The following is an 18,017-nucleotide window of genomic DNA, read 5'->3' on the forward strand; positions in this document are numbered from 1 at the left end:
CATGGCAACCTCCGTGGACCATCGACTGGCGTCGACACACCAGACAGGCGTTTCCAAATCTCAGCAACGCCTTGTCGCCGGCCACAGCGCCGGGCCCGCGGACGGCGTCACTCGTCGGACGTCGTTCCCGGGCCGGTCGGATGGTCGCGGTGGTCCGTGATCGGGCCCTGTCCCGGGCCGATCCGGATCTCGAAGTCTCCGTCGTACTTCGCATGCCCCTGGATCACCGCCGATTCGACGGCCTCGACGCCGAACTCCCGGCGCACGATCAGCGGGTCCTGGCGCAGGTCGCGCATCAGTGCCACGCACATGCCGATCATGACGAAGGTGAACGGTGCGGCCACCAGGATCGTCAGGTTCTGCAGTCCGGCGAGCGCATCGCCCGAGCCATGACCGATCAACAGCATGATCGCCGCCACCGCGCCGGTGACGACGCCCCAGAAGACGACGACCCACTTGGCGGGTTCGAGGATGCCCTTCTGCGAGAGCGTACCCATCACGATGGAGGCGGCATCGGCACCGGAGACGAAGAAGATGCCGACCAGAATCATCACCAGCAGGCTCATCACGGTGGCGATCGGGAAATTCGCCAGGACGCCGAAAAGCTGGGCCTCCGGTGTTTTCGCGGCACCGAGCCTGCCCGCCTCCTGAAGCTTGATCGCCGTGCCGCCGAAGATCGCGAACCAGACGAGGCTCACGGTGCTGGGCACCAGAATGACGCCGCCGACGAACTGACGGATCGTCCGGCCGCGGCTGATACGGGCGATGAACATGCCGACGAAGGGCGTCCAGGAGATCCACCATGCCCAGTAGAAGACGGTCCAGCTGCCGAGCCATTCGGCCACCTCGCCCTTCCCGGTCGCCTCGGTGCGTCCGGCGAGCTGGGGAAGGTTGCCGAAGTACGCGGCGACCGAGGTGGGCAGCAGATCCAGCACGATGATGGTGGGGCCGGCGACGAAGACGAACACGGCGAGGATGACGGCGAGCACCATATTGGTGTTGGACAGCCACTGGATGCCCTTCTCGACACCCGAGATCGCCGAGGCGACGAACGCGACGGTCAGGACCCCGATGATCAGGAGGAGCAGGCCCGTTCCGGTCTCCTCCCGCCAGTTCAGCACCTGGAAACCGCTGGCGATCTGGAGTGCACCGAGGCCCAGCGAGGTGGCGGAGCCGAAGAGGGTCGCGAAGATGGCGAGGATGTCGATGAATCTGCCCACGCCGCCATGGGCGTGCCCGGCGCCGATGAGCGGCTCGAAGACGGCGCTGATCGTCTGGCGCCTGCCGCGCCGGTAGGTGCTGTACGCGATGGCGAGCCCGACGACCGCGTAGATCGCCCAGGGGTGGAGCGTCCAGTGGAAGAGGGTGGTGGCCATCGCCGTCTGCATCGCGTCGGCGGCGTCGAAGGGGTGAGTGCCGGGCGGCGGGTCGGTGAAGTGGGCCAGCGGCTCACTGACGCCATAGAACATGAGTCCGATGCCCATACCGGCGCTGAACATCATCGCGACCCAGGAGACGGTGTGGAATTCGGGCTCCTCACCCTCCTGGCCGAGGGAAATCTTCCCGTAGCGGCTGATGGCGAGCCAGAGGGCGAAGACGACGAACCCCGACGCGACGAGCATGAATGCCCAACCACCGTTGTGGATGAGCCCGTTGAGCATCTTGCTGGAGACGTCCTCCAGCGAGTCGGTGGCGGCGCCGCCCCAGACCACGAAGGCGAGGGTGAGAACCGCGGCGACTCCGAACACCACCCGGTCGGTCGTGGGGTGCCGGCCGTGGTCCGGCCCGCCGGGCAGATCCGCCGTGACCGGAAGATCCCCCCGGCCGCCCGTTCCCTGTTCGTCCTGCGACACGAGTGGCACCTTTCACGGAAGCCGAAATTTCGCTCTCCGTAGGCAGTACCACACGTGTCGTGTCGTTCGCGGGATCAACAAGCGCTATCGGCTTGCCCGCTTGTGAGGTGATATGTGGCCCGCTCGTCCAGGAGGAGCGGGACCAGGTTCCGGGCCGACTGGCGCAGCGGTACATACACTCCGTCACCGTCGCGCCGGAACGTCACACCGTGCAGGGCGAGTTCGTCCTTGACGTCGGCGAGCTGGGCGGCGGTCAGCCGGTAGCCGCAGGGCGGGTCCTGCAGGATCTCGGCGGGCTCGGCCTCCTCGTTGTCGGCGCCGCCGAGGTAGACCGGACCGCGGTCCTTGAACCCTGCCGTGCGGGACGCGGCCGTGGCCGCCTCGATGCGCCCGCGTCGCTCGTCGGTGAAGCTGAACAGCCCGTCGAGAGCGGCCAGCTGCGAGTCGACGCGACGCCTGCTGTTGAGGGCCGGGTCGGCCTTCTCGGCATCGGTGAGCGCGTCGACCCGGGACTCGATGAGCAGGCCCACCGCATGCTTGATGCCCGCGGTGTTGCGGAGAATGCGCTCCTGTCCGTCGCCCGCGGTCTGCTTGATCGGGTCGCCGGTGACCGGGTCGGTCCAGATCCCGTAGAGACCGCTGCTGTAGCCGGCCTTCTTGACGGTGGGCCGCACATACCCCTCGGACAGGGTCTGCGATTCGCCGTGCACCCGGTCGTCGGTGTTGAGGCTGCGGGGCCAGAGGACGAACAGATCCTTGTCGTAGTACGGCGGGGTGGCACCGTACTCGTGCAGGTCGTAGATCACATCGGGCTTCCGGTCGCGGATCACCGCGGCCATGGCACGTGCCTCGGCGGTCTGCAGGGCGATGTGGTCGCGATTGATGTCGAGACCGTCGGAGTTGCCGCGGGTGTTCGCCGCCCGCCCGTCGGGGTTCGCGGTGGGGACGACGAGGACGTCGGTCCGGGAGAGGAAGGCACGGGTCGCCGGGTCCTTGGCGTACGCGAGATCCCGGACCGTGGTCAGACAGGCCTCGCGGCCGGACGGTTCGTTGCCGTGCTGGCTGCAGATCAGCAGCATCGTGTCGGACGTGGGGCGGTGGTTGCCGATACGGACGAGCTGGAGCGGGCGGCCCTGTTTCGTCGTGCCTATCCGGTCGATCGAGACGCGGTCGCTGCCCCGGTCGACCGCGGTGAGGAACGACTGCTCCTCGGGCTGACCGGTCCAGTGGGCCCCGTCGCTGATCTCGAAACCGGTACGGGGCGGGGTGTGCGCGGCCTCGGCAGGCACCGTGACCAGGGGCACGGCCAGAATCGCGGCCGCGGCCGTCAGGGACAGGTAGCGAGGTCCCGGCCGACGGATGCCGGGGCGACGAGACCGGGGCCGGGCGCGGAGCTGACGGACGATCGGGATACGGGGTGTCATGAGCGGCTGCCTCCCGGGATGCGGAGTGCGGGACGCGGCGGTGCCACGCCCTCGGGACGGGATGCGCGGGGGGTGGCTGTCGCGGGCGCGGGGCCCGCGGTGGCGCGCACGAACGCCGTGGCGCCGCCGACGAACGGCAGCTTCGCGGACGTACGGGCCAGGTCGAGGGTGAGCGTGGGAGTGGAGTCCGGCGGGTCGATGAGGTCCTTGTCGGTGCCCGCGACGATCAGGGCGAGGCGGTGTCCGGCCGGCACGACGTGGTCGCTCGCGGCAAGGTCGACGGTGATCGTGTAGCGCTTGCCCGGGGTGAGGGGGCGCCCCTTGCCGGCGGAGGCGTACGTCCCGAGGTCGGCCCAGCCGCGGCTGAAGACCGTCCGGTCGACGGTGGTGGTCCTGGCCTCGGTCGCCTTGAAGCAGGAGCTGTCCCCGGCGGTGCTCGCACCCCAGCAGGTGCGGTCGGTGAGGGTGGTGATGCCTTCGCCGGATGCGGCGTAGTCCCGGATGGTGTCGGGGCCGACGTCGACGAGGACCGCGGAGAGGTGGGCGGTGGCGGTCGTCGGGGTCGCGGTGACGGTCACCTGCGAGGAGCCGGCGAGCCGCAGGTCGTGGGCGAGTGGCGCGGTGAGGAAACCGGCCTTGGCGCCCGTGGTGCTCTCCAGGTCGGCAGCCCAGTCCGTCTCGCTCTGCTTCGGGTCGTCGGTGAACGTCTCGGTGGCACCGGGGCGGGCCGGACTGCGCGTGAGGGTGCCGACGCCGGGCGCGGTGCCGGTGCCGGGGCGCACGGTGGTGACCGCGGTGGTGCGGGGCGGCCAGACCTTGTCGGTGGACCACTGGTCGGGGTGACGTTCGATGTCGGCCATCGGTTCGCGGTCGATGCCGTTGTCGTAACCGAGGAGGTAGTGGTCGAACCAGCGGTGCAGGGTGTCGACCCACTCGGCGCGCCGGTAGTCGAACGGGTCGACGTGTCCGGTCTGGGAGAGCCAGATCTTGCGCTCGACGCCTCGGTCCGCGAGCGCGTCCCACCACTGACCGAGGTGCTTGGTGCGGACGTTGAGATCCTGCATCCCGTGGACGGCGAAGACACTGGCCTTCACCTTACGGGCGTCCTTCACGTAGTCGCGCTCGTTCCAGAGCTTCGTCCGGTCGCCGGTGCGGGGCGCCTCGTCGACGAGCTTCTGCTGGACGGCGGCGCAGCGCGCCCGTGCCTCCGGGCTCTCGACGTAGTCGGAGAGCCATTCGGGGCCGCTGTCGTAGAGGGGGGCGCCCTGGGCGAAGTAGTAGTCGTACCAGGAAGAGATGGACCCGATGGGAACGATGGTCCGCAGACCGTCGACTCCGGTCGCCGCCACCCCGTTGGCGATGGTGCCGTCGTAGCTCTTGCCGATCATTCCGGTGCGGCCGTCGGACCAGCCGGCTCCGGTGCGTTCGGTGCCGGTGCGGGTGGTGTAGCCGCGCGCCCGGCCGTTCAGCCAGTCGATGACCGCCTTGGCGGACTGGATGTCGGAGCGGCCCCCGACGTCGACACATCCGTCGGAGCGATTGGTACCGGCCAGGTCGACGGCGACGAACGCATAGCCGCGCGGGACGAAGTAGTTGTCGTAGTGCAGCGGGAACCGGACCGGATTTCCCTGGCTGTCGTACGTCTTCAGCTGGCTCTCGTTGCCGCGCCCGCAGCAGGAGTAGTACGGGCTGGCGTCCATGATCACGGGTATCTTCCGGCCCTGTGCTGCGGGTTCACGCGGCCGCACGATGTCGACGGCGACCCGGTCGCTCTTTCCGTTGCCGTCGCCGTCCAGTCCGGTGTCCACCCAGACGGACTCACGGACGGCGTTCCCGTACGAGTAGACGGGTCTGCTCTCCCGCGGGCTCGCGCCCTGCGCGCCTGCCGGTGAGAGCAGGACGGTCATCAGGGCGGCCGAGGCCGCCACCACCAGCGATCTGTACGTCAAGCGGGTGCCCCGCGCACGTATCGGCATCTGCGGAAGGTACCCCGGTCAACTCCTGGGCAACAGGGGGCGATTCCGCGGCTACGTGACGTGAGAGCGGTCGAGCTGCCATGACGGCCGGACCGCGCACCGTGTGACAGCAGTCATCAGGAACACCTCGCACCCCAGGGGTTCGGCCCGGACGGCGCCCCCTGTCCCCGGGGCGGGGGTGGCGCCCGGTCGGGTGCCGGTGGCACCGGTCGGGCGGGACCCGGCGCACACCAGGATCTGAGGGCGGTCCCGCAATCCGCGATGGATCGGCGCGCGGCGTCGGATGCGGTGCATCGGGAGACGCAGGGGCGTCCGCACAGTGGACGCGTGCGGACGATCCGACAACACGGCGAGGCGCCGTAACTGCCCTCGGGCGCCCGCCAGGGATCCAGGGACAGCGCTTACGCTTGTGGGGTTCGTGCTGTTCCGCCAGCCTCGGCCGACTCCGGCCGGTTCCCGCGCGTACGAGGAGCGTCCCTTGCCCGGTCCGACCCCTTCCTCCTGTGATGCCCGCCCCACGCTGGAGGCCGTGGCGGCCCGTGCCGGAGTCTCGCGGGCGACGGCCTCCCGGGTCGTGAACGGCGGGGCGGGGGTGCGGCAGCCGCTGGTGGACCAGGTCCGCAAGGCGGTCGAGGAGCTCGGCTACATACCGAACCATGCCGCGCGGACCCTGGTCACCCGTCGCAACGGCGCGGTGGCCGTGATCATCGACGAGCCGGAGTTCCGGATCTTCTCCGACCCGTTCTTCTCCCGGCAGATCCGTGGCATCAGCCGGGAACTGAACGTGTACGACGCCCAGCTGGTGCTCCTCCTGGTGGAGGGCAGCGGGGACTTCGACCGGGTCACCCGCTATCTGGCCGGTGGCCATGTGGACGGCGTGCTGGCGTTCTCGCTGCACACCGACGACGAACTTCCTGCCGTCATCCGTCGGTTCAGGGTGCCCACGGTCTACGGTGGCCGCCCCGGCACGCCGGGGGACGCGTCGGAACACGCCGTCCCCTACGTCGACTGCGACAACCGCGGCGGCGCCCGCGAAGCCGTACGTCATCTGGTCTCTCTCGGCAGGCAGCGGATCGGGCACATCGCGGGGCCCCGTGACCAGACGTCGGCGCTCGACCGGATCGACGGCTACCGCGATGTGCTGCCCGACAGCGATCCGTCATTGGTCGTGGAGGGTGACTTCACCGTCGAGGGCGGCGCCCGGGCGATGGCCGAGCTGCTGGAGCGCCACCCCGGCCTCGACGCCGTGTTCGCGTCCAACGACCTGATGGCGTCCGGTGCCCTTCGGGTGCTGGGCGAGCACGGCCGCCGGGTGCCGGAGGACGTGGCGCTGGTCGGCTTCGACGACATGGAGCAGGTCGCCGAAGCGACCGATCCTCCCTTGACGACCGTCCGTCAGGATGTCGAGGGCATGGGACGGTTGATGGTGCGGCTGCTGATGCAGAGGCTGAACGGCGAGGGGCTGGAGACCGATTCGGTGATCACACCGACCGAGCTGGTCCGACGGGCCTCGACCTGATCCGTCCGGCCGGGAGACGCCATCGGCACCGGCACCCCCGCGCGCATACGGGCCCGCGCGACCACGGTCGGCGGGCAGGCGCCCGCGGTCACCGAAAGCGCATCGGGCAGCTGAACACCACGCGGCCCGGGTGAGCTCAGCGGGTGCTCCGCATCCGGTGCGCGGCTCGGGCCCGGCGTGCGTACGGCAGATAGCGCAGCCGCTCGGGAAGCACGGGCACCACGGCCCGGACGACACGGCAGAACCGCCGCAGCTTCCGCTCCTGCGCGTCCGTCCATTCCAGACCGATCGCCTCGCGGGCCTCCGGCGGCATCAGCCCGATGGTGATGAACCTGCGGAACCGGGCCAGCGGCGGGAACAGGACCGGCCACAGGGCCTTGACCAGCAGCCTGACCGGCCACGGACCCCGGTCCGGCGGCGGTACCGGACGGTCGGTGGCGACCAGCTCCTCGACGACGACGGTGGCTTCAATCTCGTCGGCGAGCACCTTGCGGTAGTACGGCCAGAACTCCTCGATCGACTGTGGCATGTCCCGGTCGTTGATGCCGAGGATCCGGCCGACCTGGAGCCATTCCCGGTAGAGGGCCCGCTCCTGCGCCTCGGTGAGCGGGCGGACGAGATACCGCGTGCCGTGCCGGTAGATGGGGAAGCCCGTGGCGTGCACCCACGCATAGTTCGCGGGTGACAGCGCGTGGTAGCGGCGCCCGCGTGTGTCGGTTCCCTGAATGGTGCGGTGCAGCTTGCGGAGCCTGCGCCCCTCCTCAGCGGCTTCCTCACCCCCGTACACCCAGAGCTGGAGCGAGCGCAGGGACCGCTCGCCGCGCCCCCACGGGTCCGTGCGGAACACCGAGTGATCGTCGACGCCCGCGCCGACCGCCGGGTGGGCGACCTGAAGGGTGAGGGCCGCGGGCAGCATCAGCAGGGCGCGGACGTCGCCGGCGAGACCCCAGAGCACTCCGCCGGGCGGCGGCGGCTCGGGCTCCCGCTTCCGGTCCCTGCCCCGGGGTGCTTCGCTGCTCATGCGGGGGCTCCCAGCAGTCGACGGGCGTGCGGTCCAAGCTGCCCGGCAGATGTGTTTTCCAGTATGCGATCGCGGGCGGGCCGACGAGCAGCGGGGGGTGGCGGTACCGGTTCGGCCGGCGGCCACTGTTGCCCGGGAGGGCGGTTCCGCCCGTCACCGCCAGCCGGCCGCCTCCAGCACCGCGGCCGCGGCCTCGTCGACGCGGTGGTGGGTGGCATCGAGCGTGAAGTCCTCCACCCGGGCCCGGTCGAGGATCCCGTCGAGCTCCCCCGATCTGTCCAAGTGCCACCGCAGCGCCCCGGGCTCGTCCGCGTGGCGCCGGGACAGCCGCTGCCGGACCACCGGCAGCTCGACCTGGAGCCGGCACACGGACAGGCCGACACCCACCGCCTTCTCGCACTGCCGCCGGTCCTCCGCGTCCTCGACGACGCCCGCGAGAACGAGCCGGGTGACGCCCGCATCGAGGTAGTTGCCGGCCACGCACCTCAGGTTGCGCAGCAGCAGGGCGAAGTTGAAGCGGTCGTCGGCGGGCGCGGGCCAGCTCCGGCGGAGCCAGTCCATGTCGATGACGGCGTTGGGCACACCGGAGCCGGTGAGCAGGTCTCCTGCAGCGTCGGCCACCGACGTCTTACCGGCCCCGACGGTGCCGGTGATCAGAAGGGCGCGGGCCCCCGGAGCGCTGTCGGTTCGCATGCCGGGAGCCTACGGCGGGCGTCGGATCACCGGTGACGCGGGCTCGGCGCCCGCACCCTGCTCGTAGTCGTGTCCAGCACCTGGATGAGCGCTGCGTACTCTTTGTGGATCACCCGGCGGCTCCCGGGCCGGTGAGCGCCCCACGGCGCGTACAGCGGGTTCGACCGCGCCTCGGTCGGGCCGGAGGCTTTCACAACAGTGGTGAGACAGCAATACTGTTGAACCGGACCGGGTGCACACGGATGCGGGCAGTGCCGTCGGTACCGGCGTTACCGGGGACGGCAGTGCCCAGCGGTCAGCAGCGAGGAGCAGACATGGCGACCGGGACCGAGGAGCCGACGCTCACTGTCGACGAGCTGGCGGCGCGCGCCGGCGTGACCGTACGCACCGTGCGTTTCTACAGCACCCGAGGGCTGCTGCCGCCCCCGGTGATCGGGCCGCGCCGGGTCGGGCACTACGGGCACGACCACCTGTCCCGTCTGGCGCTGATCGAGGAGCTCCGGCACCAGGGCATGACGCTCGCCGCGATCGAACGCTATCTGGAGCAGCTGCCGCCCGATCTGAGCGCCCACGATCTGGCGATCCACCGGGCGCTGGTGGCGTCCTGGGCGCCGGACTCGGCGGAGGAGATGACCCGGGCGGAGCTGGAGCGGCGTGCGGGTCGGGCGCTGACCGAGGAGGACGTGGACCGGCTGGCCGCGATGGGCGCGCTGGAGCGCGCGGAGGCGGCGGACGGCAGCTTCCGGGTCGATCCGGGGATGCTGCGGCTGGGGGTCGAGCTGCTCGACGTGCCCATCACCGACGAGACGATCCTCGCGGCGCGCGCGGTGCTGCTCGAGCACACCCGTTCCGCTGCACACGAGCTGACACGACTGTTCCGGGACGAGGTGTGGAACCCGTACCGGGAGCGCGAGTCGGACCCGGAGCATGTGGCGGCCATGAAGTCGCTGTCGGCCCATATGCAGCCGATGGTGCTGCAGGCGCTGGTGACCGCGTTCCAGCGGTCGCTCAGGGAAGAGCTGCGGGCCGCGTTCACGGCGGAGTGAGCCCCCGCCGCAGGCGGCCGCAGCCCCTTCCCGGCATGTGGTCCGTCACGAGACGGCGTCGTCCCACAGATCGGTGGTGTGGGCGCCGATGAGTGCGCCGATCCGGTCGAGGAAGGCGTCGGCGGGCTGCGGGTCGAGGCGGCGTCCGTCACGCAGCCGTACGGCGACGTGGTCGTCGACGGCTTCCCTCGCTCCGATCACGGCCTGATACGGCACCAGGCGGTCCTCCCGGATCCGGGCGCCCAGGGTGCCGCGTTCCGGCCCGGCGATCTCCGCCCGCAGCCCGCGGTCGGCGCAGCGCTCGGCCAGCGCAACGGCGTTCGGCAGTTCCGCCTCGGAGATCGGGAGGATCGCCAGCTGGGTCGGGGCGAGCCAGGCGGGGAAGGCGCCGCCGTGCTGTTCGACGAGATGCGCGACGGCCCGCTCCACGCTGCCGATGATGCTGCGGTGGACCATGACCGGCCGGTGCTTCGCGCCGTCCGCCCCGATGTAGTGCAGGTCGAACCGCTCGGGCTGATGGAAGTCGACCTGGACGGTGGACAGGGTGGACTCCCTGCCCGCACCGTCGGTGACCTGGACGTCGATCTTCGGACCGTAGAACGCCGCCTCGCCCTCCGCCGAGTCGTAGGGCAGGCCTGAGCGGTCGAGTACCTCGGTGAGCAGGGCGGTGGAGCGCTGCCACTTCTCGGGCGCGGCCACGTATTTGCCGCCGGGGCCGGGAAGGGAGAGCCGGTAGCGGGCCGGGCGGATGCCCAGTGCCTCGTACGCGCTGCGGATCATCTCCAGGGCGGCCCGCGCCTCGTCGGCGACCTGGTCCAGGGTGCAGAAGATGTGCGCGTCGTTCAGCTGGATGGCCCGGACACGGGTCAGCCCGCCGAGCACGCCGGACAGTTCGGAGCGGTACATGCCGCCCAGCTCGGCCATGCGCAGCGGCAGCTCGCGGTAGCTGTGGGAACGGGAGCGGTAGATCACCGCGTGGTGGGGGCACAGACTCGGCCGCAGGACGACCTGCTCCGATCCCAGCTCCATCGGCGGGAACATGTCGTCGCTGTAGTGCGACCAGTGACCGGAGATCTCGTACAGCTCGCGCTTTCCCAGCACCGGCGAGTACACGTGCCGGTAGCCGGCCCGCCGCTCGGCGGTGCGGATGTACTCCTCCAGGGTGTGCCGCACGGTCGCCCCGTCGGGCAGCCAGTACGGAAGTCCCGCGCCGATCAGCGGGTCGGTGTCGAACAGGGCCAGTTCGCGGCCGAGCTTGCGGTGGTCGTGCATGGCGGTCTCCTCGCGGTCGTCGGGCGAGTGACCTCCCGCACGCTCTCGGCTTCGCTCGAGCGGTGAGGGACCCCGTGCCGAAGCCCCGGGGCACTCGCCCCGGGGCTTCGGACTGAGACATCTGTCAGCGCGCCGGGACACTCTCCGGCGTCGTCGTCATGGCAGCGCGCTTCATGGCTTCGACGCTAGCAGGGTGTCCCGCTGTCCACCCGGTATTTTCCGGCCGGAGGACGTGGATACGGCAGCTCCGGCCTGGCCCGCCAGGACGCCGATCAGTCGTGGAAGGTCTCGCCCTTCTCGGCCTTCTCCACCAGCAGCGCGGGCGGCAGGAACCGGTCGCCGTACTTCTCGGCGAGTTCCCGGGCGCGTGCCACGAAGCCGGGCAGGCCGCCCTCGTACCCGTTGATGTACTGGAGAACGCCTCCGGTCCACGGCGGGAAGCCGATGCCCATGATGGATCCGATGTTGGCGTCGGCGACCGAGATGAGGACGTTCTCCTCCAGGCAGCGCACGCTGTCCAGTGCCTCGGAGAAGAGCATCCGCTCCTTCATGTCATCGAACGGGACATCGGCGTCCGGCTTGGCGAAGTGCTCGCGCAGCCCCGGCCACAGCCCGGCCCGCCGGCCGTCCTCGCCGTACTCGTAGAAGCCCGCGCCCCCGCTGCGGCCGGTGCGTCCGAACTCGTCGACCATCCGGTCGATGACGGCGTCCGCAGGGTGCCCGGCCCAGGTGCCGCCCGCCTCCTCGACCGCGCGCTTCGTCTCGTTGCGGATCTTGCGCGGCAGGGTCAGCGTCAGCTCGTCCATCAGCGAGAGAACCTTCGCCGGGTAGCCGGACTGCGCCGCGGCCTGCTCGACCGACGCGGGCTCGACGCCCTCGCCGACCATGGCGACGCCCTCGTTGATGAACTGGCCGATGACACGCGAGGTGAAGAAGCCGCGCGAGTCGTTGACGACGATCGGCGTCTTCTGGATCCGGCGGACCAGGTCGAAGGCGCGCGCCAGGGCCTCGTCGCCGGTCTGCTCGCCCTTGATGATCTCGACCAGCGGCATCTTGTCGACGGGCGAGAAGAAGTGCAGACCGATGAAGTCGGCGGGGCGTGTGACCCCCTTGGCGAGGACCGTGATCGGCAGGGTCGAGGTGTTGGAGCAGAGCAGTGCGTCGGGCTCGATGATGTCCTGGATCTCCTGGAACACCTTGTGCTTGAGCGCGGTGTCCTCGAAGACCGCCTCGATGACGGCGTCGCAGCCCGCCAGATCGGCCGGGTCGCCGGTCGGGGTGATGCGGGCCAGCAGCTCGTCGCGCTTCGCCTCGGTCGTACGGCCCCGGGAGAGCGCCTTTGCGAGCAGCTTCTCGCTGTAGGCCTTGCCCTTGGCGGCCGCCTCGGTGGAGACGTCCTTGAGGACGACCTCGATACCGGCGCGGGCGCAGGAGTACGCGATGCCGGCGCCCATCATCCCGGCGCCGAGGACGGCGACCTTCCTGACCTGGCGCTCCTCGATGCCCTTGGGGCGGTTGGCGCCGGAGTTGACGGCCTGGAGGTCGAAGAAGAACGCCTGGATCATGTTCTTCGAGATCTGGCCGGTGACGAGCTCGGTGAAGTACCGGGCCTCGATGGTCAGCGCGGTCTCGAAGTCCACCTGGGAGCCCTCGACGGCGGCGGCCAGGATGTTACGCGGCGCAGGCATGGGGGCGCCCGCGAGCTGCTTCTTCAGGTTGGCCGGGAAGGCGGGAAGGTTGGCGGCGAACTTCGGGTGGGACGGCGTGCCGCCGGGGATCTTGTAGCCCTTGACGTCCCAGGGCTGCTGGGACTCGGGGTGCGCGTCGATGAACGCGCGCGCCTTGTCGAGCATCTCCTCGGGCGTGGCGGCGACCTCGTGGACGAGGCCGTTCTCCAGGGCGCGCTCCGGGGTGTACTGGGTGCCCTGGAGGAGGACCTTCAGCAGCGCGTCGGCGACGCCCATGAGGCGTACGGTCCGGGTGACACCGCCGCCCGCAGGCAGCAGGCCGAGGGTGACCTCGGGCAGGCCGATGCGGGAGCCGGGCGCGTCCAGCGCGATGCGGTGGTGGGAGGCGAGCGCGATCTCGTAACCGCCGCCGAGTGCCGCTCCGTTGATCGCGGCGACGACGGGGACGCCGAGGGTCTCGATGCGACGCAGCGAGCGCTTGATGTCGGTGCCGACGTCGAAGGCGTCCTGGGCGTTCTCCGGACCGACCTTGATCATGTCCTTGAGGTCGCCGCCCGCGAAGAAGGTCTTCTTGGCGGAGGTGAAGATGATGCCGCGGATGGCGTCCTTCTCGGCCTCGGCGCGGTCGGCGACGGCCGCGATGGAGTCCTTGAACGCCTGGTTCATCGTGTTGGCGGACTGGTTGGGGTCGTCGAGTACGAGGGTGACGACGCCGGTCTCGTCCTGTTCCCAGCGGATGGTCGTGCTTTCGGTCATTGCTGTGTTCTCCGTAGGCAAGGGGTGGCCGGGGACGGTCAGAGACGCTCGATGACGGTGGCGACGCCCATGCCGCCGCCGACGCAGAGGGTGGCGAGGCCGTACCGCTTGTCCTGGCGCTCCAGTTCGTCGATGAGCGTGCCGAGGATCATCGCGCCGGTGGCGCCGAGCGGGTGTCCGAGCGCGATGGCGCCACCGTTGACGTTGATCTTGTCGAGGGAGAGCCCCATGTCCCGGGCGAAGCGCAGGACGACACCGGCGAACGCCTCGTTGATCTCGACAAGGTCGATGTCGTCGATGGTGAGTCCGGCCTTGGCGAGGGCCTTGCGGGTGGCGGGGGCGGGGCCGGTCAGCATGATGGTCGGCTCGGAGCCGGAGACCGCGGCGGAGACGATCCGGGCGCGCGGCGTGAGGCCGTACCGGTCGCCGGTCTCCTTGTTGCCGATGGCGACGAGTGCGGCGCCGTCCACGATGCCGGAGGAGTTGCCCGCGTGGTGGACGTGGTCGATCTTCTCCACCCAGTGGTACTTCTGCAGCGCCACGGCGTCGAAGCCGCCCAGCTCGCCGATGGTGGCGAAGGACGGCTTCAGGGCAGCCAGCGAGTCGGCGGTGGTGCCGGGGCGCATGTGCTCGTCGTGGTCGAGGACGACGAGGCCGTTGCGGTCCTTGACCGGGACGACGGAGCGCGCGAAGCGGCCGTCCTTCCACGCCTCGGCGGCCCGCTCCTGGGAGAGGGCGGCGAACTCGTCGACGTCGCGGCGCGAGAAGCCCTCGATGGTGGCGATGAGGTCGGCGCCGACGCCCTGCGGGGCGAATCCGGTCTCGTAGTTGGTCATCGGGTCCATCGCCCAGGCGCCGCCGTCGGAGCCCATCGGCACCCGGGACATCGACTCGACACCGCCCGCGAGGATCAGGTCCTCCCAGCCGGAACGGACCTTTGCTGCGGCCAGGTTGACGGCTTCCAGACCGGAGGCACAGAACCGGTTCTCCTGGACGCCCGCCACCGAGTCCGGGAGTCCGGCGGCGATGGCGGCGATCCGGGCGATGTCGGAGCCCTGGTCACCGAGCGGGCTGACCACGCCGAGGACGATGTCGTCGATGGCGGCCGGGTCCAGCCCGGGGAAGCGGTTGCGGATTTCGTGGATGAGGCCGACGACGAGGTCGATCGGCTTGGTGCCGTGCAGGGCGCCATTGGCCTTGCCGCGGCCGCGCGGGGTGCGGATCGCGTCGTAGACAAATGCTTCGGTACTCAAGACAGCAGCCTTTCGGGGGTGATCGTTCGTCGGGGTCAGGCGAGCAGCGAGCGGCCGATGATCTCCTTCATGATCTCGGTCGTTCCGCCGTAGATGGTCTGGATGCGGCCGTCGGTGAACGCCTTGGCGACCCGGTATTCCGCCATGTAGCCGTAGCCGCCGTGGAGCTGGAGGCAGCGGTCGGCGACGCGCTTCTGCAGTTCGGTGGCCCACCACTTGGCCATCGAGGCGTGCACGGCGTCCAGCTTCCCGTCCGAGTGGTCGACGATGCACCGGTCGACGAAGGTCCGGGTGACGGCGCACTCGGTGGCCATCTCGGCGATCTCGAAACGGATGTGCTGGAGCTTGGAGAGCGGCCGCCCGAAGGCCTCGCGCTCCTTGACGTACTCGGTGGTGATCTCCAGGAGGTACTCGGCGGCGGCGATCCCGGCGACCGCTATGCCCATCCGCTCCTGGGCCAGGTTGGTCATCAGGTGGATGAACGCGCCGTCGCGCTCACCGAGCAGGTTCTCCTTGGGGACGCGGACGTCGTTGAAGAACAGCTCGGCCGTGTCCTGGGACTTCTGACCGATCTTGTCGAGGTTGCGGCCCCGCTCGAAGCCCTCCGTGCCGCGTTCGACGACGATCAGCGAGAGCCCCTTCGCGCCGCCCTCCGGGGTGGTCTTCGCCACGACGACCACCAGGTCGGCGAGGATGCCGTTGGAGATGAACGTCTTGGAGCCGTTGAGCAGCCAGTGGTCGCCCCTGTCCTCGGCGGTGGTGCGGATGCCCTGGAGGTCGGAGCCCGCGCCGGGTTCGGTCATCGCGATGGCGGTGATGATCTCGCCGCTGCAGAAGCCCGGCAGCCAGCGCCGCTTCTGTTCGTCGGTGGCGAGCCCGGTCAGGTAGGGGCCGATGATGTCGTTGTGCAGGCCGAGCGCGAGTCCGGGGGCGCCGGCCCGGGTGAACTCCTCGGCGAGGACGGCGCTGTACCGGAAGTCGGTGGTGCCGCCGCCTCCGTACTCCTCGGGCACGGCGAAGCCGAGCAGTCCCTGCCGGCCGGCCGCGAGCCAGGCCTCGCGCGAGACGATGCCGTCCTTCTCCCACTGCTCGTAGTGCGGGAGGACTTCCTTGGTCAGGAAGGTCCGGACGGTCTCACGGAACGCGTCGTGCTCCTCGGTGAAGATCTGCCGCTGCACTGCGGGCCCCCTAGAGCCAGTTCTTGACGGTGGAGATCAGCCGGGCCGGATCGGGGCCGACCGGGATGACGTTGAGCATGGTGACGCCGGACTCGCGGAACGCCTCGACGCGGTCGCGTACGTACCCTTCGGGTCCGCACAACGACATGAGCTCGCAGAATTCGTCCGGGACGGCGGCCTCGGCCTCCCTCTTCTTCCCGGAGAGGTAGAGCTCCTGGATGAGCGCGGCTTCCTTCTCGTACCCGTAGGCGACGGCGAGGTCGTTGTAGAAGTTCTTGCCCTTGGCACCCATTCCACCGACGTACAGTGCGATCTGCGGGCGGGCGAGGTCCCTGAGCGCGGCCGCGTCGTCGCCGATGGCAAGGAGTCCGCCGGCGACGGTCTGCAGCGGGCCGCGCGCCGGGTCACGCTCGGCGGCGCCTTCGGCGAGGGCGGTGCCCCACACCTGCTGCGCCTTCTCGGGGAGGTAGAGGGTGGGCAGCCAGCCGTCGGCGATCTCGGCGGTCAGCCGGACGTTGGCGGGACCGAGCGAGGCGATGTAGAGCGGAATCTCCTCGCGCACCGGACGGGTGAGGATCTTCAGCGGCTTGCCGAGCCGGCCGCCCTTCTCCTTGGGCAGTGGCATGTCGGTGATGCCGTGGTGGTCGATGACCTCGCGGCGCCAGATCCGGCGGCACAGTTCGACGGTCTCGCGGGTCCGGCCGAGTGGCTTGTCGTACGCCTTTCCGTGCCAGCCCTCGACGACCTGCGGTCCGGACGCGCCGAGCCCGAGCAGCGCCCGGCCGCCGGAGATCGCGTCGAGTCCGGCGCCGGTCTGGGCGATCAGGGCGGGGGTGCGGGAGTAGACGTTGAGGATCGCCGCACCGATCTTCATGCGTTCGGTGCGGGCGGCCAGATAGCCCATGAGGGTGGGCGAGTCGAAGCCGTAGGCCTCCGCGACCCAGACGGCGTCGAGTCCGGCGGACTCCAGCGCGGCGACCTGGTCGCAGGCCTCGCGCGGGTCGCCCGCGTAGTTCAGCGGCAGGGAGAGTTCCATCAGTCGGTGGTGTCCTTCCGGGGCCGGTGCATGCTCGGTACGTCCCAGTCGCGGGCGACGTCCTCGGTGTCCGCGCCGGGCCGCGCGGGTCCGCTGCGTACGGAGACGGGTGTGGCGGAGAAGCGGGGTGCGGGGGCGGGCTGGGTGAGGCCGCCGTGTTCGACGAAGGTGGAGCGGGCGGCGAGGTGCGGGTGATGCGGGGCCTCGCGGAGCGAGAGGACGGGGGCCACACAGGCGTCCGTGGTTTCGAAGACCTCGGTCCACTCCGCGCGCGTCCGGCTCCTGAACCGGCCGGCGACGACCGTGCGGAGCTCCTCCCAGCGGGTGACGTCCTTGCGGTCCGGGACCCGGTCCTCGATGCCGAGGAGCTTGACGAACTCGTCGTAGAACTGCTGCTCCAACGGGCCGACCGCCATGTACTGACCGTCGGCGGTCTCGTAGGAGCCGTAGAAAGGACAGCCGCCGTCCAGGAGGTTGGAGCCGCGCCGGTCCTGCCAGCCGCCGGCCGCCAGCATCCCGTGGATCATCGTCGCGAGATGGGCGGCGCCGTCGACGATCGCCGCGTCCACGACCTGGCCGGTGCCGCCGGGGGTGCGGGCGTGCTGGAGGGCGGCAAGGACGCCGACGACGAGATAGAGCGAGCCGCCCGCGTAGTCGCCGACCAGATTGGCGGGGACGATGGGCGGCTCGCCGGGCTTGCCGATCATGGAGAGCGTGCCGGTGAGGGCGATGTACGCGATGTCGTGTCCGGCCCGCTCGGCGAGCGGCCCGTCCTGGCCCCAGCCGGTCATCCGTCCGTAGACGAGCCCGGGATTGCGGGCGAGACAGGCGTCGGGGCCGACGCCGAGGCGTTCGGCGACGCCCGGCCGGTAACCCTCGATCAGGATGTCGGCGCGTTCGACCAGGTCGAGGACGCGGTCCGGGCCGTCCTCGGCCTTGAGGTCGACGAGCACGGAGCGCTTGTTGCGATTGGTGAGGTCGTACGCGGGATCGATGCCGAGCCCCGGGCCGGCGGGCCGGTCGACCCTGACGACATCGGCGCCGAGGTCGGCCAGGAGCATCGCGGCGAACGGGCCGGGACCGATGCCCGCCAGCTCCACCACGCGGACGCCCGCCAGTGGGCCGTGCTCTGTCGTTGCCATCAAGCCCCCAGCGGTGTGACACAACTGATGTAACAGCGATGATGCTAAGAACGTGCTGCGCTCCGCACAACCCTTTGAGCCGAGCAAGCGCTTAGTTCTTTCCCCTGGATCCTCCCTCACGATCGCCGCCCGGCTGTACACCGCCACGGCCCCCTCCGCT

At 70.3% G+C, this 18,017-nt stretch carries 13 protein-coding genes; 2 read left to right on the forward strand and 11 right to left on the reverse strand.

Going from position 1 to position 18,017, the window contains the following annotated elements; translation table 11 throughout:
• Nucleotides 1–107: 107 nt before the first annotated feature.
• The 3 genes from OG963_RS09555 to OG963_RS09565 all read right to left on the reverse strand — a co-directional run bounded on the left by OG963_RS09555 (nucleotide 108) and on the right by OG963_RS09565 (nucleotide 5,253).
• Nucleotides 108–1,853, reverse strand: coding sequence for a BCCT family transporter (locus OG963_RS09555; RefSeq protein ID WP_093779497.1), 1,746 nt, complete (start codon nucleotides 1,851–1,853; stop codon nucleotides 108–110).
• Nucleotides 1,854–1,927: 74 nt separating this feature from the next.
• Nucleotides 1,928–3,277 (reverse strand): M14 family metallocarboxypeptidase, encoded by a 1,350-nt coding sequence (locus OG963_RS09560; protein ID WP_371798756.1) that lies wholly within the window; start codon nucleotides 3,275–3,277, stop codon nucleotides 1,928–1,930.
• On the reverse strand, nucleotides 3,274–5,253 hold the full coding sequence (locus tag OG963_RS09565) for a Xaa-Pro dipeptidyl-peptidase (protein WP_093779493.1): 1,980 nt from the start codon (nucleotides 5,251–5,253) through the stop codon (nucleotides 3,274–3,276). Before OG963_RS09565 ends, OG963_RS09560 begins: the two co-directional genes overlap by 4 nt.
• A 478-nt stretch (nucleotides 5,254–5,731) precedes the next feature.
• On the opposite strand from OG963_RS09565, the gene OG963_RS09570 reads away from it, so the two are divergent.
• A complete protein-coding gene (locus tag OG963_RS09570) occupies nucleotides 5,732–6,772 on the forward strand; it encodes a LacI family DNA-binding transcriptional regulator (RefSeq protein ID WP_093779548.1) in 1,041 nt (346 codons plus the stop codon).
• Nucleotides 6,773–6,908: 136 nt separating this feature from the next.
• Here OG963_RS09570 and OG963_RS09575 read toward each other — a convergent pair whose 3' ends face one another.
• Together OG963_RS09575 and OG963_RS09580 are read right to left on the reverse strand one after the other, a co-directional pair.
• Nucleotides 6,909–7,793, reverse strand: coding sequence for an oxygenase MpaB family protein (locus OG963_RS09575; protein ID WP_093779491.1), 885 nt, complete (start codon nucleotides 7,791–7,793; stop codon nucleotides 6,909–6,911).
• A 153-nt stretch (nucleotides 7,794–7,946) separates the two neighbouring features.
• Complete coding sequence (locus tag OG963_RS09580; RefSeq protein ID WP_093779488.1) at nucleotides 7,947–8,486, reverse strand: hypothetical protein; 540 nt, start codon at nucleotides 8,484–8,486, stop codon at nucleotides 7,947–7,949.
• Between the two features lie 314 nt (nucleotides 8,487–8,800).
• Between OG963_RS09580 and OG963_RS09585 the strand changes: the two genes are divergently transcribed.
• Nucleotides 8,801–9,532, forward strand: a complete 732-nt coding sequence (locus OG963_RS09585; protein WP_093779485.1) for a MerR family transcriptional regulator — start codon at nucleotides 8,801–8,803, stop codon at nucleotides 9,530–9,532.
• 45 nt (nucleotides 9,533–9,577) lie between these two features.
• Here OG963_RS09585 and thrS read toward each other — a convergent pair whose 3' ends face one another.
• From thrS to OG963_RS09615, 6 genes are all read right to left on the reverse strand, one after another.
• Nucleotides 9,578–10,945: a threonine--tRNA ligase gene (gene thrS, locus OG963_RS09590; RefSeq protein WP_256224088.1), complete on the reverse strand. Its 1,368-nt coding sequence runs from the start codon at nucleotides 10,943–10,945 to the stop codon at nucleotides 9,578–9,580.
• 131 nt (nucleotides 10,946–11,076) lie between these two features.
• Nucleotides 11,077–13,248 carry a 3-hydroxyacyl-CoA dehydrogenase NAD-binding domain-containing protein gene (locus OG963_RS09595; protein ID WP_093779481.1) on the reverse strand — a complete coding sequence of 724 codons (2,172 nt, stop codon included), beginning with the start codon at nucleotides 13,246–13,248 and terminating at the stop codon, nucleotides 11,077–11,079.
• A gap of 38 nt (nucleotides 13,249–13,286) precedes the next feature.
• Complete coding sequence (locus tag OG963_RS09600) at nucleotides 13,287–14,501, reverse strand: acetyl-CoA C-acetyltransferase (RefSeq protein WP_030930098.1); 1,215 nt, start codon at nucleotides 14,499–14,501, stop codon at nucleotides 13,287–13,289.
• A 35-nt stretch (nucleotides 14,502–14,536) separates the two neighbouring features.
• Complete coding sequence (locus tag OG963_RS09605; RefSeq protein WP_030930096.1) at nucleotides 14,537–15,679, reverse strand: acyl-CoA dehydrogenase family protein; 1,143 nt, start codon at nucleotides 15,677–15,679, stop codon at nucleotides 14,537–14,539.
• Nucleotides 15,680–15,689: 10 nt separating this feature from the next.
• A complete protein-coding gene (locus tag OG963_RS09610) occupies nucleotides 15,690–16,715 on the reverse strand; it encodes an LLM class F420-dependent oxidoreductase (RefSeq protein WP_093779479.1) in 1,026 nt (341 codons plus the stop codon).
• The gene (locus OG963_RS09615; protein WP_093779477.1) at nucleotides 16,715–17,857 is read right to left on the reverse strand and encodes a CaiB/BaiF CoA-transferase family protein; all 1,143 of its coding nucleotides are present in this window, start codon (nucleotides 17,855–17,857) and stop codon (nucleotides 16,715–16,717) included. Before OG963_RS09615 ends, OG963_RS09610 begins: the two co-directional genes overlap by 1 nt.
• Nucleotides 17,858–18,017: the final 160 nt, after the last annotated feature.

The sequence above is a fragment of the Streptomyces sp. NBC_01707 genome, assembly GCF_041438805.1.
Classification (GTDB): domain Bacteria; phylum Actinomycetota; class Actinomycetes; order Streptomycetales; family Streptomycetaceae; genus Streptomyces.